Below are 13068 nucleotides of genomic sequence, written 5' to 3' on the forward strand. Positions count from 1 at the left end.
ACGGGGGCGGCCGGCGCCGCCCCGTCCCCCCTGCCCCGGTTCCTGGCCCGGCACCATCACACCCGCTCCCCTGCCAGCGCGGAAACGAGGTCGGCCAGCGATGCGTCGATCCGGGTGATCCCCTGTTCCGTCAGGAAGCGCGCCTCGTTACGGGTCGGCGCACCGTCCAGCACGGCGTAGTGCGGCGCCTGCGACCGCTTCATGATCTGCCGGGCGAAGATGCGCAGCATCTGGTCGTCGAAGCGGCAGCCCAGGAACAGGAAGCCGCGCCCCGTCCGGCGCTCCTTCACCGCGGGAGGGATCGGCGTCTGGATGTCGATCTCCGTCAGGACCTCGACATAGTCGGAATCCGACACGAGCATGTCGGCATCGGGCTCGACCGCGCCGTGCGGCCGGTAGACCAGGGTGGACCAGGTGTCCGCCACCTCGTCCGGCACGGCGCGTCCGGCTGCGTCGCAGGTCTTCCACCAACGGTCCGGGCTGCCTGCCGGGCCGATGCCATGGCGACTGGTCCCGGCCACGCCGCCCCAGCCGACCGATCCGGCCAGCGCCGTCTCCAGCGCCCGGTCGTACCAGGCGGAGACGACGAGCGGCGGCCGGGCCCGCGCCATCAGCCGGTGCAGGGCGTTGGGCCGCAGCGGCGGCGCGAACGCCTCACGCATCAGCGCGCGGACGGTCTGGCGGTGGCGCGCGCCCTCGATGTACTGCGCCGTGGCCCAGACATTGCCCCGCACCCGCTTCGGCAGGGCGACCCTGGCGGCGAAGAACGCGGCCAGGGCCTGCGGGCTGTCCGGCACCGGGGCGGGCCCGTCGAGCGACAGAATGCCCGGCCCCAGGAACGGGATCAGCCGGCCTTCGGCCAGTCCGTCAGCGATCTGCGTCAGCATCGGCATTCTCCGGAACCAGGGGGACGGATGCGCGGGAACGGGACGGGATCACTCCTCGCCGCGGCGGCGGGCCTCCACGGTCACCGGCAGGCGCGTGTCCGCCGCCATCTCCGGCAGGTCCAGCACCCAGCCGTTCTTCAGACGGACCCAGCCGCCCCAGAGGGCGGGGTGCTCCATCTCCACGACCGGCTGTTCCAGGTCCTTCTTGGGGACGTAGATCGAGGGGCCCTTGGCCGTCCGCCTGACCATGACCTTCATGGCCGGCCCCCCGGCGCCGCGGCAATCTCCTCGGGGCGGAGCAGTTCCTTGCCGCGCATCCCGACGACGACGCCGCGGTCCACCCATTCCACGGCATAGACGTAGAACTGCTGGAGGAAGGTGCCGACATCGCGCACATAGCCGAGGTCGCCCTTCAGCACCAGCACGTCGCCGATGTCGCGGCCGGGGAAGGTGCCGTCATTCTTCACCCGGTAGCGGGCGACGACCTTCTGGCCCGGCCGGAAGACGGGCGGTCCCGCCAGTTCGTTGACGGTTTCCCTGCGCATGGGCTTCTCCTGCGGGGTAACGGAGCCCGCCGGCGGAGGGGCGCCGGCGGGTCGGGGGGTCAGGCCGGGACGCAGGTCTTCGGCACCGGGCAGACTTCGGCGCATTGCGGCCGGTCGAAGCTGCCCTGGCATTCGGTGCACTTGGTGGCGTTGATGATGTAGGCGTCGCCCTTCATGGCGATGGCCCCGTTGGGGCATTCGAATTCGCAGGCGCCGCAGGCCGTACACTGCGAGACGATGATCTTGTAGGCCATGGCAAAGGCTCCTTCGCTGGAAGAGGGGTCGGGGGATTCAGGCGGTGACGGCCGCTGCCTGTGCGCGCCCGGTGAGGGCGGCGGCGATGGCCGTCTCGATGTAGTCGTAGGCGTGGGCGTCGTTGACCTCGATCCCCGCCTCGGCAAGGCGCTGGCGCGGGCAGTCGCCGATCCGGGCGCAGAGGACGAGGGCGATGCCGTCCAGTGCGGCGAGCAGGCCCTCCAGCCCGTCCTCGTCGCCCCAGCCACCCTTGCAGTAGGCGTCGTCCAGGCGGCGCAGGCCGGCGAAGGCGATGCGCCCGCCGCGCGCCTCGAAGATCTGGAACTCGCGGGCATGGCCGAAATGCTGGTTCACCCGCCCGCCGCCCTTGGTCGCCACCGCGACCAGCAGGGCCGGCGCGTCGGCGATGGCGGTGACGGCCACCGCCGCCGCGGCGGCGCGGTCCGCCCGTTCCGCCGCCACCCAGGCGCGGTATTCGGCCCGGGCCGCTCCGTCATCCGCGGCGGGCTCCAGGGCCGGGTCGCCCAGCCTGTCCAGGGTGAAGTCCTGGCCGCGGTCCTCGCCCAGCAGGCCGACCGCGTCGGCGCGGCACTGGCGGCAGTGCCGCATCAGCTTCGCCCCGCCCTCCAGCCGGTCCTGCACCGCCGCCAGCTCGCGCGCCGTGGGGCCGCGCTGGCCGGCGAGACCGAAGGCCGTGCCGTGCGCCGGGTCGGAGATCAGCGGCATGATGTTGTGCAGGAAGGCGCCGCGCGCCGTGACCTGGCGGTTCACCTCCACCAGATGCGCGTCGTTGATCCCCGGGATCATCACGGAGTTGACCTTGACCAGCACGCCGCGCGCGGTCAGGCGCTCCAGCCCCTCCATCTGGCGTTCGTGCAGGATGCGGGAGGCGTCGCGGCCGGTCCAGCGGCGGTGGTCATGGTAGATCCAGGGATAGATGCGCTCGCCGACCTCGGGATCGACCATGTTGATGGTCACGGTCACATGGTCGATGTTCATGTCCACGATCTCGTCCACCAGTTCGGGCAGGGCGAGGCCGTTGGTGGAGAGGCAGAGCCGGATGTCCGGCAGCCGACGCGCCACCAGCGCGAAGGTGGCGCGGGTCCGGACCCAGTCGTAGCAGGCGTCGCCCGGCCCCGCGATGCCCAGCACCGAGAGCTGCGGCACCGAGGCGGCCACGGCCAGCACCTTGCGCGCGCCTTCCTCCGGCGTCAGCCGTTCGGAGACGACGCCCGGCCGGCTCTCGTTGGCGCAGTCGAACTTCCGGTTGCAGTAGTTGCACTGGATGTTGCAGGCCGGCGCCACCGCGACATGCATGCGGGCGAAGTAGTGGTGCGCCTCTTCCGAGTAGCAGGGATGGTCCTTCACCTTGGCCCAGACGTCCGGCGGCAGGCTGGCCGCCCCGGCGGCAGAGCCGCAGGTGCTGGCGGTGCATCCCCCCTTGGGCGCCGCTGCCGCCGCCTTGCCCGTCAGCAGGCTGTCGAGCGGTATCACCTGGGCCATGGTCGGACCTCCGGGCTGAGGGCGGGTCATCTCCCCTGAGCAAGCCCGATGCCAGTTGGCGCAACCCATTGATTCCGCCAGCTTCCGGCCGGGCCGGCCGGCCGTGCGGCGGGCGTTTGTCGGGGATGCGACACAGCCGATGTGGGGAAGCCGACAGGCCGCCGTCGGGGCATCGCCGCGGGGGCGGCGGCGCGCTCAGAAGCGCTGCACCTCGATGCCGTGCTTGCGCAGGGCGTAGCCGATCTGCCGCGGCGTCAGCCCCAGGATGCGGGCGGCCTTCGCCTGCACCCAGCCGGCCGTCTCCATGGCCTGGATCAGGCGCTCCTTCTCGCTCTCGTCCGTCAGGCTGCCATGGCTGGCGTGCGGGACGGGAGCGGCCGGCTGCGGGGGCGGGGGCGGCGACGCCGGCCGGGGGCGCGGCGGTGCCAGCTTCACATCGGCCAGCGGCGTGAAGCCCTGGGCCGGGGCCGCCTTCATCTCCCGCGACGGCAGGAGCTGTGCCGACAGGCAGGACTCGTGCTGGCAGGTCAGTTCGGGGGCCGTGATGACGGAGCCGCGGGCCAGCGTGGCCGCCCGCTTCACGCAGTTCTCCAGCTCGCGCACGTTGCCGGGGAAGTAGCACCCCTGCAACACGGCCAGGGCAGCGGGGGCGAAGGACAGGCTGCGGCCGTTGTCGGTGTTGAAGCGCTTCAGGAAAGCCTGGGCCAGGGCCGGAATGTCCGACCGGCGCTCGCGCAGCGGCGGCAGCAGCACCGGCACCACGGCGATGCGGTAGTAGAGGTCGGCGCGGAATTTGCCGGAGCGGACATCCGACTCCAGGTCGCGGTTGGTCGCGGCGATGATGCGGGTGTTGACCCGGATGGTCTGGCTGCCGCCGACCCGCTCCAGTTCCCCTTCCTGCAAGACACGCAGCAGCTTCGCCTGGAAGGCGGGGGAAATCTCCCCGATCTCGTCCAGGAACAGGGTGCCGCCGTCGGCCAGCTCGAAGCGGCCCTTGCGCCGTTCCAGGGCACCGGTGAAGGCACCCTTCTCATGCCCGAACAGTTCCGATTCCAGCAGCGTCTCCGACAGGGCGGCGCAGTTCACGCGGATGAACGGCGCCTTGGCGCGCGGCGACAGCTCATGGATGGCGCGGGCGAAGATCTCCTTGCCGGTGCCGCTCTCGCCGCGCAGCAGCACCGGCGCGGACGACGCGGCGATGGGCGGCAGCCGGTCCATCACGGCCCGGATCGCCGGGGCGGACCCGATGATCCCGTTCAGCGTGGGGCTGGACGAGAGCGGCAGCGGGCGCCGGCTCTGCTCCTCCAGCTCCTTCTGGAGCCGCCACTGTTCGGCCAGCAGCCGCTCCCGGTCTTCGGCCACCTTCTGGTGCAGGACGACGCTCTGCCCCACCAGATTGGCGACCATGGAGAGGAAGCGGGTATCCTCGTCCAGCCGGGCGGCGCCGTGCGTCTCCCGCTCCGCGGCCAGCACGCCCAGCACGGCGCCGTTGCCGCGGATCGGGGCGGCGACCAGGGCGACCTGGCCGGCTGTCCCGGACGGGACCAGACCGTCGAACAGCGGATCGTTCAGGATGTCAGCGATCACCAGCGGCATGCCGTGGGTGACGACGGCGTCCAGCACCTCCCGCGGCGGCTCCAGGTTGGTCCGGCCCTCGCTACAGATGCCCGCGGCCACCCGGTAGTCCCCCACGCCTTGGCGCAGGATCACCGCGCCGAAGCGGAACTCCAGGAACCAGAACAGGATGCGCAGCACGTCGCGGCACGCCGACTCCATGTTCAGCGAGGAGCTGAGGATCTTCGATATCTCGTAAAGGCCCGTGAGCGCCCGGACATCGCGCTTGTTCTGGCGCCGGGCAACCTCCGATGGCTCCACCGCGGGACCTGCCTGACCTGAGGTCATCACGCCACCCCGAAACTACGGCGCCCCCGTCCCTGTCCGTGCCGCCCGTTTTCACAGCCGGGCGTTTCGTATCGTTTCCTGGACACAAGCGTGCACATCGCGGATCGGCAAAGTCAAGATGCCTGCCCTATCCGATTCGGACTGACCGGGCGACAGAGGGGGCGGTCGTGTCGCCGGACCGGTCAGCCGCTGCCGGGCACGGGCTCGGTGGCACCATGGTTCAGCTCGTCCAGGACATTGAGTCCGACGCCGAGGCGATCCATCGGCAGCAGCACGAACCAGCGGTCCAGCGGCCGGTCTGGGTTGCCCTCCTGCCCGGCTTCGGTGCCGGGGACGGCCAGCCAGCTTCCGCCCGGCAGCCGGCGTCCGGCAACCGCCTCCAGTTCGACGCGGAACGCCTCCATGGCGGAGGCCGGCGTGTCGCCGAGGGCGGAGACGGTCGGCCCGCCGGGCCACGGCGCCTCCAGCCGGATCGCCTGTCCGTCGTCGCTGGCATGGGCGGTGGCGCGCAGGAGGATGACGCCGAGATCGTCCCACCCCGTCAGGGGCCGGGGGTTGGCGCCCTGCTCGGCGCGTCCGGTCTGGTCGCCGCGTCCGGTGTCGTCGTAGCCCTTGTCGTCGTTCCTCACCACCGCCTCCCCCTGCCGTCGTTTCGATGGTCGGTGCCATCGGTTTCCGGTGCCTCCCGCGGGCGCCGACCGCCACGCGAATCACTCTAACAGCCTGCGCGCGACAAGGGCAGCGCGCATCGGGGGCCGCCCTTGTCGCGTTTCCGACAAGGGCGGCCGTGACCCGCTTTGTCGCATTCATGACAGGTTACGCTTCCGTCTTTTCAATGGGTTACGGAGTGGCACGCGCCTTGCCAATCCCCTCCCGCGGTCCCCCTTCCGGGACCTCCGGTCAGGGAGTGGCACAGCATGGTGGTGTCCAGGCAGAGCGCGGCGCAGCCGGCCGGCACGGGTGGTTCCCTCCCTCCGCCGCGGGTGCTCGTCCACGACACGACCCTGCGCGACGGGGAGCAGGCGGCCGGCGTCGCCTTCACCCGCGCCGAGAAGCTGGCCATCGCCACGGCCCTGGCCGCCGCCGGCGTGCCGGAGATCGAGGCCGGCATACCCGCCAGCGGCCCGCATGAGATCGACGCCCTGCGCGCCATCGTCGAGGCCGGCCTGCCGCTCACCGTCACCGCCTGGGGGCGGCTGCACATGGGCGATGTCGAGGCCGCGGCGCAGACCGGCGTCACGCGGCTGCATCTGGCGGTTCCCGTCTCCGACATCCAGCTCGCGCGCAAGCTCGGCCGCAGCCGGGGCTGGGCGCTGGCCGAGATCGGCCGTGTCGTGACCGCGGCGACCGCCGCCGGCTTCGCCGTCTCGGTCGGGGGCGAGGACGCCTCCCGCACCGATCCGGAATTCCTGCTGGACTGCGTGGCGGCGGCAGCGGAGGCGGGCGCCATCCGCTTCCGCATCGCCGACACGGTCGGCGCGCTGGAGCCGTTCGCGACGCTGGAGCTGTTCCGGCGGCTGCGCGCCGGCACGACGCTGGACCTGGAGATCCACGCGCACGACGATCTGGGGCTGGCGACGGCCAATACCCTGGCCGCCGTGCTGGGCGGTGCCAGCCATGTCTCCACCACCGTGGTCGGGCTGGGCGAGCGCGCCGGCAACGCACCGCTGGAGGAGGTGGCGGTGGCGCTCGCCACCCTGCACGGGCGCGACACCGGGCTGGACCTGACCGCCCTGCCCCGGCTGGCCGCCCTGGTGGCGCGCGCCTCGGGCCGGCCGATCCCGGCGGGCAAGAGCATCGTCGGCGCCGCCGCCTTCCGCCATGAATCCGGCATCCATGCCGACGGGCTGCTGAAGGACCCGCGCACCTATGAGGCGCTGGCGCCGGCTCTGGTCGGCCGCCGCCACGAGCTGACCCTGGGCAAGCACTCCGGCGCGCGCTCGGTGGAGGCCGCCTGCGCCGGGCTGGGGCTGCCGCTCGACCCGTCGCGGGCGCGGCAGGTCGCCGGCATGGTCCGGGCCTTCAGCGCGGAGACGAAGCGGGCCCCGTCCGTCGCCGAGCTGACCCGGTTCTGCGCCAGCGTCGAAGCCGCCGAGGGGGAGGCCGGGCGATGCGCCTGATCGACACCCTGATGCGGCTGTCCGCGGCCGAGGAGTTCTTCGAGGCGCTGGCCGTGCCCTACGATCCGGCGGTGCTGCGGGTGGCGCGGCTGCACATCCTGCGCCGGATGGGCGAACGCCTGTCCGGCACCGATCTGGCCGCCCTTCCCGACGCGGCCGTGCGCGATCTGGCGCGGTCGGCGCTGGAGGCGGCCTATGCCGAATTCACCCGGACCCGGCCGATCGACGCCCGCGTCTTCAAGGTCCTGAAGGCGGCGCAGCTTCCGCGCGGCCGCTCCTTCGTCCCCCTCTCCAGCCTCCGCAGGTGAGCCATGCATCTGGTGGTCTGCATCAAGCAGGTGCCCGACAGCGCGCAGATCCGCGTGCATCCGGTGACCAACACGATCATGCGGCAGGGGGTGCCGACGATCATCAACCCCTATGACCTGTTCGCCCTGGAGCAGGCGCTGCGGCTGCGCGACGAGTTCGGCGGCAAGGTCACCGTGATGACCATGGGACCGCCGATGGCGTCCGACAGCCTGCGCCGTGCCCTGGGGGCGGGAGCCGACGCCGCCGTGCTGCTGACCGACCGCTTCTTCGCCGGGTCCGACACGCTGGCGACCAGCTTCGCCCTGTCCCAGGCGATCCGGAAGATCGGCGAGAGCGAGCCGGTGGACATGGTCTTCTGCGGCAAGCAGACGATCGACGGCGACACGGCCCAGGTCGGGCCGGGCATCGCCACCCGGCTGGGATTGCAGCAGCTCACCTATGTCGCCAAGGTCTGCGAGGTGGACCGGCAGACCCGCACCATCACGGTGGAGCGCCGGGCCGAAGGCGGCGTGCAGGTGCTGCGGACCACCCTGCCCTGCCTGATCACCATGCTGGAAGGAACGGCGCCGCTGCGCCGCGGCAGTCTGGCCGACATGCTGCGCGCCGCCCGTGCCGAGATCACCACCTGGAGCGCCAAGGACGCCGGCATCCAGGACGTGACCAACTGCGGCCTGCGCGGCTCCCCCACCGTCGTGAAGCGCGTCTTCGCGCCCCAGGCGCGGGCGGAGAAGGCGGCCCAGATCGCCGTCGCCGGCCGCAGCCCCGACGAGATCGCGGAGGAGGTGCTGGGGCTGATCCTGGACCGCTCCCCCGGTCTTGAGGACGAACTGCACCGCCGTTCCGCCGTCGCCTGACCCCGCGCCCGTTGCGCCGCGCCCGTGACCCCGGGCCAGAGGAGGACCGAACCGATGTCCACCGCGCCGACCCCCGCACCAGCCCCCGCATCGCCCCAGGCCGGCGGCCGCGCCAGCATGAAGAAGGAACTGCCCGAGCGTTTCCGCAACCACCGCCATGTCTGGGTGGTGGTGGAGCTGGAACGGGGCGAGGTCCACCCCGTCTCCTGGGAGCTGCTGGGCGAAGGCCGCAAGCTGGCCGACAGGCTGGGCGTGGAGCTGGCCGGCGTGGTCATGGGCCCGCCGACGGAGGCGACCCGCCGCGCCGCCGGGGAAGCGTTCTGCTACGGCGCCGATCTGGTCTATCTGGCCGAGCATCCGGTGCTGGCGCAGTACCGGACCGAGGCCTATGCCCGCGCCCTGACCGACATCTGCGAGAGCTACAAGCCGGAGATCCTGCTGCTGGGGGCCACGACCCTGGGCCGCGATCTGGCCGGAGCCGTCGCCACGACCCTGCTGACCGGCCTGACGGCCGACTGCACGGAGCTGGCGGTGGACCAGGACGGCAGTCTGGCGGCGACGCGGCCGACCTTCGGCGGCTCGCTCCTCTGCACCATCTACACGCTGAACTTCCGGCCGCAGATGGCGACCGTGCGGCCGCGGGTCTTCGCCCTGCCGCCGCGGGTGGAGAAGCCGGTCGGCCGCATCGTGCTGCACACCGTGCAGTTCGCGGAGGAGGACATCGTCACCAAGGTCCTGGACTTCGTGCCCGACGCGCTGACGGCCAAGTCCCAGCTCGCCTATGCCGATGTCGTCGTCGCCGGCGGCATGGGCTTGCAGCAGCAGGAGAACTTCCAGCTCGTGAAGCAGCTCGCCGCCACCCTGGGCGCCGAATACGGCGGCTCCCGGCCGCTGGTGCAGAAGGGCTGGATACCGGCGGACCGGCAGATCGGCCAGACCGGCAAGACGATCCGGCCGCGGGTCTACATCGCGGCCGGCATCTCCGGCGCCATCCAGCACCGCGTCGGGGTGGAGGGGGCGGACCTGATCGTCGCCATCAACACCGACCCCAACGCCCCGATCTACGATTTCGCCCATGTCGGCATCGTGGCGGACGCCGTGCAGATCCTGCCGGCGCTGACCCGCGCCTTCACGCGGCGGCTGTCGTTCAACCGCCTGGTCGGCTGAGGAGGACCCCATGCGCGAGCATTTCCACGCCATCGTGGTCGGCGCCGGTCCGTCCGGCAACGCCGCCGCCTACACCCTGGCCAAGGCCGGCCTGAAGGTCCTTCAGATCGAGCGGGGCGAGTATCCCGGATCGAAGAACGTGCAGGGCGCCATCCTCTACGCCGACGCGCTGGAGCGCATCATCCCCACCTTCCGCGAGGACGCGCCGCTGGAGCGGCATGTCGTCGAGCAGCGGATCTGGATGATGGACCAGGACGGCCACGCCGGGGCGCACTACCGCTCCAGCAGCTTCAATGAGGAGAAGCCAAACCGCTACACCATCATCCGCGCCCAGTTCGACAAGTGGTTCAGCCGGCAGGTCCAGGCCGCGGGCGCGCTGGTGATCTGCGAGACGACGGTGACGGCGCTTCTGCGCGGCGAGAACGGCCGGGTCGAGGGCGTGGTCACGGACCGCGAGAACGGCGTCGTCACCGCCGACATCGTGATCCTGGCGGAGGGCGTGAACGGCCTGCTGGGCACCCGCGCCGGCCTGCGCACCCGGCCGAAGCCGGAGCAGGTGGCGCTGGCGGTGAAGGAGATGCACTTCCTGCCGCAGGAGACGATCGAGGCCCGCTTCAACCTGAAGGAGGATGAGGGCGTGGTGATCGAGGCCACCGGCACCATCACCGAGGGGATGGTGGGCACGGCCTTCATCTACACCAACAAGGAAAGCCTCTCCGTCGGCATCGGCTGCCTCGTCTCCGACTTCGGGGAGACGAAGACGAAGCCCTACGAGCTGCTGGACCGCTTCAAGCGCCACAGCTCCGTCCATCCGCTGATCGAAGGGGCGGAGGTGAAGGAATACGCCGCCCACCTGATCCCGGAGGGCGGCTACAAGGCGATCCCGCAGCTCTACGGCGACGGCTGGCTGATCGTGGGCGATGCCGGCTCCTTCGTGAACGCGGCCCACCGTGAAGGCTCCAACCTCGCCATGACCACCGGCCGGCTGGCGGCGGAGACGGTGATCTACAACCGGCGCATGGGCCTGCCCAACGTGGCGGAGAACCTGAAGCGCTACAAGGACGAGCTGGACAAGAGCTTCGTCATGCAGGACCTGAAGAAGTACAAGCACCTTCCCGAGACCCTGCATACCAACAAGCAGTTCTTCACCACCTATCCGCACCTGATCTCCACCGCCGCGCAGAAGCTGCTGCGCGTGGACGGGGAGTCCAAGTGGCAGAAGGAGAAGGACATCACCGCCGCCTTCCTGCGCACGCGCCGGATCGGCGGCCTGATCACCGACGTCTTCAAGATGGCGAGGGCTTGGCGATGAGCACGACGGTCCGTCCCCCCGTTCCGCCCGTGAAGGTGGAAGAGAAGCTGTACCAGAACCGCTACATGGTGGATGAAGGGCGGCCGCATGTCCGCATCCAGCCCCATGACACGGCGAGCCCCACCCTGCGCACCCTGGTCGATGTCTGTCCGGCCGGCTGCTACAGCGCCACCGACGACGGCCGGGTGGAGATCATCCCGGACGGCTGCATGGAATGCGGCACCTGCCGCATCCTGTGCGAGGCGAGCGGGGAGATCGAGTGGAACTACCCGCGCGGCGGCTACGGCATCCTGTTCAAGTTCGGCTGATCCAGGTCGGCCGTCGGACCCGGCCGGGGATTACCCGGCCGGACCGTCCTTCCGCGGACCGCCCCTCTGCGGACCGCCCCTCCGCGGACCACCGCTGTCCCGCCCCGCTCCACGCCCGCCCTACTCCACGCGGAAGCTGGCGTGGCAGGCGCGGCAGTTGGCGGAGACGACCTGGAGGCTGGAGACGACGGCCTGCCAGTCGGCGACCGTCGGCTTCTCCGGCGCGGCCGCGGCCAGATCGCGGAACTCGGCCGCGGAGCGGTGCATGGCCAGCCCCATCTCCCGGAACTCCAGCGGCAGATAGCGGCCGAAGCCCTTGCCGCTGCCCGGAACCAGTTCCTCATCGGCCACCTTGGCGGCAGCCTTGAAGTCGCCTGCGGCCACCTGGGCCAGCACGTCGTCGAAGCTGTCCATGTGGTGGCGCATCTCGTCCATGAACTCGGCCCGGATCTCCGCCGGCATCTTCACGACGGTCCGCGAATCCTCCGCCCCGACACCCCCGGCGCCCATACCGACCAGGACCACCGCGGCCCCTGCCAACAGTGCTTTCATGATACATCTCCCCCGTAGATGACGATCCCCACCGGACGGCGCGCCTATCGGATGCGCCGCCCGGCCCCGTCGATCACCAGTTCGCCGTCCTCCTTGGCGAGCGGCCCCGGCGGCAGCCGGTCCATCAGGTCCAGTACCGTCTCGCTCGGCCGGCACAGGCGCACGCCCTTGGGCGTGCAGACGATGGGCCGCTCCACCAGGACCGGATGCCGGACCATGGCGGCGATCAGTTCCTCCTCCGACACGGTCGGGTCCAGCAGGCCGAGCTGCTCCGCCGGGGTGCCGCGGCTGCGCAGCGCCTCCCGCGCGGTCAGGCCCGCCGCCGCGAACAGCCCGCGGAGCTGCGGCTCGGTCCAGCCGGTCTTGAGATATTCGATGACCACCGGCTCGTAGCCGGCCGCGCGCAGCATGGTCAGCACGTTGCGCGAGGTCCCGCAGGCGGGGTTGTGGTGGATGACGACAGCCATGGGCGCATTCCGTCGGATCGCGGTTGGAAGGCCGGTTCCGGCCTTGTCCTGGCCGACAGCCTGCCCCAGCCCCGCGATTCTGGCGAAGAGGGCGATCGGCCGCAAGGACAACGGCGCGCACCCGCGCCCGGGTCCGCCTCCGCGCGTCAGTCCCGGCAGCAGCCGGCCCCGCCCCGTCCGTGGTGGTGGTCACCTTGAGGGTGGCCGTGGTCATGAGGGTGACCGTGGTCGCCGTCATCCTCATGGACATGCTCGGCGGGGCGCAGCGTGCCGACCAGGAAGGCGGCGATGGCGGCGCGGGGGTCGATTTCGGTCGTCGCCACCGCGGTGATACCGCGGTCGCGCATGCGGGCGGCGAAGCGCGGCCCGGCGCTGCCGGCGATGATGACGTCCACCGCGTCGAGCGGATGCGGACCACCGGCGAAGTCGTGGAAGGCCATCTCCCGCGGCAGGTCCAGGCGACCGGTCTCCACCGGCTCGGCCCCCGGCTGCGCGCTGAACAGCAGGAAGCGGCGGGTCTTGCCCGCGTGCGGGGTGACGGTGCGGAAATTCTGGCTCGCGACGGCGACTTTCATGATCCGGCTCCAGGCAACGATGCCCACAGCCAACGCCTCCCGCCCCCCGGGAGTCGTTGCGAAACCGCAAGGGTCGTCTGTCGCGCCCGTGCTTCCACGCAGCAAAAAAGGCTTAGCCCCGGGAGGGTCTAAGCCTTTGATGCTATTGGTTGCGGGGGCAGGATTTGAACCTGCGGCCTTCAGGTTATGAGCCTGACGAGCTACCGGGCTGCTCCACCCCGCGTGAGATGGTGAGGGGAGATGGGAGTGAGGAGGGTATGGTGCGATGAGCGGACCTGGCGGCGACCGACTCTCCCACGTCTTGAGACGCAG

At 71.3% G+C, this 13068-nt stretch carries 16 protein-coding genes and 1 tRNA gene; 6 read left to right on the forward strand and 11 right to left on the reverse strand.

Annotation, left to right across the window (positions count from 1 at the left end; genetic code table 11):
* Positions 1-56 precede the first annotated feature (56 nt).
* The 7 genes from ACFQPS_RS00445 to ACFQPS_RS00475 all read right to left on the reverse strand — a co-directional run bounded on the left by ACFQPS_RS00445 (position 57) and on the right by ACFQPS_RS00475 (position 5721).
* Positions 57-893 carry an SIR2 family NAD-dependent protein deacylase gene (locus ACFQPS_RS00445; RefSeq protein ID WP_465269604.1) on the reverse strand — a complete coding sequence of 279 codons (837 nt, stop codon included), beginning with the start codon at positions 891-893 and terminating at the stop codon, positions 57-59.
* Between the two features lie 42 nt (positions 894-935).
* Positions 936-1145, reverse strand: a complete 210-nt coding sequence (nifT, locus tag ACFQPS_RS00450) for a putative nitrogen fixation protein NifT (RefSeq protein WP_012568809.1) — start codon at positions 1143-1145, stop codon at positions 936-938.
* Positions 1142-1432, reverse strand: a complete 291-nt coding sequence (locus tag ACFQPS_RS00455) for a nitrogen fixation protein NifZ (RefSeq protein ID WP_377355508.1) — start codon at positions 1430-1432, stop codon at positions 1142-1144. Before ACFQPS_RS00455 ends, nifT begins: the two co-directional genes overlap by 4 nt.
* A gap of 59 nt (positions 1433-1491) precedes the next feature.
* On the reverse strand, positions 1492-1686 hold the full coding sequence (locus ACFQPS_RS00460; RefSeq protein WP_012568811.1) for a 4Fe-4S binding protein: 195 nt from the start codon (positions 1684-1686) through the stop codon (positions 1492-1494).
* Positions 1687-1723: 37 nt separating this feature from the next.
* On the reverse strand, positions 1724-3190 hold the full coding sequence (nifB, locus tag ACFQPS_RS00465) for a nitrogenase cofactor biosynthesis protein NifB (RefSeq protein ID WP_377355511.1): 1467 nt from the start codon (positions 3188-3190) through the stop codon (positions 1724-1726).
* A gap of 195 nt (positions 3191-3385) precedes the next feature.
* Positions 3386-5092 carry a nif-specific transcriptional activator NifA gene (gene nifA, locus ACFQPS_RS00470; protein WP_377355513.1) on the reverse strand — a complete coding sequence of 569 codons (1707 nt, stop codon included), beginning with the start codon at positions 5090-5092 and terminating at the stop codon, positions 3386-3388.
* Between the two features lie 182 nt (positions 5093-5274).
* Positions 5275-5721, reverse strand: coding sequence for a hypothetical protein (locus ACFQPS_RS00475; protein WP_377355515.1), 447 nt, complete (start codon positions 5719-5721; stop codon positions 5275-5277).
* A gap of 288 nt (positions 5722-6009) precedes the next feature.
* Between ACFQPS_RS00475 and nifV the strand changes: the two genes are divergently transcribed.
* The 6 genes from nifV to ACFQPS_RS00505 are packed head-to-tail and all read left to right on the forward strand — an operon-like array spanning position 6010 to position 11162.
* Complete coding sequence (gene nifV / locus ACFQPS_RS00480; protein ID WP_377355517.1) at positions 6010-7212, forward strand: homocitrate synthase; 1203 nt, start codon at positions 6010-6012, stop codon at positions 7210-7212.
* Positions 7203-7520: a nitrogenase stabilizing/protective protein NifW gene (nifW, locus tag ACFQPS_RS00485; protein ID WP_377355519.1), complete on the forward strand. Its 318-nt coding sequence runs from the start codon at positions 7203-7205 to the stop codon at positions 7518-7520. The genes nifV and nifW overlap by 10 nt, the downstream gene beginning before the upstream one ends.
* Positions 7521-7523: 3 nt before the next feature.
* Positions 7524-8375, forward strand: a complete 852-nt coding sequence (locus ACFQPS_RS00490; RefSeq protein WP_377355520.1) for an electron transfer flavoprotein subunit beta/FixA family protein — start codon at positions 7524-7526, stop codon at positions 8373-8375.
* 54 nt (positions 8376-8429) lie between these two features.
* Positions 8430-9542 (forward strand): electron transfer flavoprotein subunit alpha/FixB family protein, encoded by a 1113-nt coding sequence (locus ACFQPS_RS00495; protein ID WP_377355522.1) that lies wholly within the window; start codon positions 8430-8432, stop codon positions 9540-9542.
* Positions 9543-9552: 10 nt separating this feature from the next.
* Complete coding sequence (locus ACFQPS_RS00500) at positions 9553-10854, forward strand: FAD-dependent oxidoreductase (RefSeq protein ID WP_377355524.1); 1302 nt, start codon at positions 9553-9555, stop codon at positions 10852-10854.
* Positions 10851-11162: a ferredoxin family protein gene (locus tag ACFQPS_RS00505; RefSeq protein WP_377355526.1), complete on the forward strand. Its 312-nt coding sequence runs from the start codon at positions 10851-10853 to the stop codon at positions 11160-11162. The genes ACFQPS_RS00500 and ACFQPS_RS00505 overlap by 4 nt, the downstream gene beginning before the upstream one ends.
* A gap of 120 nt (positions 11163-11282) precedes the next feature.
* Here the strand turns inward: ACFQPS_RS00505 and ACFQPS_RS00510 are convergent, their stop codons facing one another.
* The 4 genes from ACFQPS_RS00510 to ACFQPS_RS00525 form a co-directional block, all read right to left on the reverse strand.
* Positions 11283-11714, reverse strand: coding sequence for a hypothetical protein (locus ACFQPS_RS00510; protein ID WP_377355528.1), 432 nt, complete (start codon positions 11712-11714; stop codon positions 11283-11285).
* 44 nt (positions 11715-11758) lie between these two features.
* Positions 11759-12181: an arsenate reductase (glutaredoxin) gene (gene arsC, locus ACFQPS_RS00515; protein ID WP_377355530.1), complete on the reverse strand. Its 423-nt coding sequence runs from the start codon at positions 12179-12181 to the stop codon at positions 11759-11761.
* 146 nt (positions 12182-12327) lie between these two features.
* Entirely contained in the window at positions 12328-12756 is a 429-nt protein-coding gene (locus tag ACFQPS_RS00520) for a NifB/NifX family molybdenum-iron cluster-binding protein (protein ID WP_377355532.1), read from the reverse strand.
* Positions 12757-12902: 146 nt separating this feature from the next.
* Positions 12903-12979: transfer RNA gene (locus ACFQPS_RS00525), tRNA-Met, on the reverse strand.
* Positions 12980-13068 lie beyond the last annotated feature (89 nt).

Origin of the sequence: Rhodocista pekingensis, assembly GCF_042665545.1 — a bacterium.
Classification (GTDB): Bacteria; Pseudomonadota; Alphaproteobacteria; order Azospirillales; family Azospirillaceae; genus Rhodocista; species Rhodocista pekingensis.

Bases quoted from the DNA above. Each gene is read 5' to 3' on its own strand.
- nifB (WP_377355511.1), bottom strand. From the start codon at position 3,190: ATGGCCCAGGTGATACCGCTCGACAGCCTGCTGACGGGCAAGGCGGCG.
- nifA (WP_377355513.1), bottom strand. From the start codon at position 5,092: ATGACCTCAGGTCAGGCAGGTCCCGCGGTGGAGCCATCGGAGGTTGCC.
- nifV (WP_377355517.1), top strand. From the start codon at position 6,010: ATGGTGGTGTCCAGGCAGAGCGCGGCGCAGCCGGCCGGCACGGGTGGT.
- ACFQPS_RS00495 (WP_377355522.1), top strand. From the start codon at position 8,430: ATGTCCACCGCGCCGACCCCCGCACCAGCCCCCGCATCGCCCCAGGCC.
- arsC (WP_377355530.1), bottom strand. From the start codon at position 12,181: ATGGCTGTCGTCATCCACCACAACCCCGCCTGCGGGACCTCGCGCAAC.
- ACFQPS_RS00520 (WP_377355532.1), bottom strand. From the start codon at position 12,756: ATGAAAGTCGCCGTCGCGAGCCAGAATTTCCGCACCGTCACCCCGCAC.
- ACFQPS_RS00445 (WP_465269604.1), bottom strand. From the start codon at position 893: ATGCCGATGCTGACGCAGATCGCTGACGGACTGGCCGAAGGCCGGCTG.
- ACFQPS_RS00490 (WP_377355520.1), top strand. From the start codon at position 7,524: ATGCATCTGGTGGTCTGCATCAAGCAGGTGCCCGACAGCGCGCAGATC.
- nifW (WP_377355519.1), top strand. From the start codon at position 7,203: ATGCGCCTGATCGACACCCTGATGCGGCTGTCCGCGGCCGAGGAGTTC.
- ACFQPS_RS00510 (WP_377355528.1), bottom strand. From the start codon at position 11,714: ATGAAAGCACTGTTGGCAGGGGCCGCGGTGGTCCTGGTCGGTATGGGC.
- ACFQPS_RS00500 (WP_377355524.1), top strand. From the start codon at position 9,553: ATGCGCGAGCATTTCCACGCCATCGTGGTCGGCGCCGGTCCGTCCGGC.
- nifT (WP_012568809.1), bottom strand. From the start codon at position 1,145: ATGAAGGTCATGGTCAGGCGGACGGCCAAGGGCCCCTCGATCTACGTC.
- ACFQPS_RS00455 (WP_377355508.1), bottom strand. From the start codon at position 1,432: ATGCGCAGGGAAACCGTCAACGAACTGGCGGGACCGCCCGTCTTCCGG.
- ACFQPS_RS00505 (WP_377355526.1), top strand. From the start codon at position 10,851: ATGAGCACGACGGTCCGTCCCCCCGTTCCGCCCGTGAAGGTGGAAGAG.
- ACFQPS_RS00460 (WP_012568811.1), bottom strand. From the start codon at position 1,686: ATGGCCTACAAGATCATCGTCTCGCAGTGTACGGCCTGCGGCGCCTGC.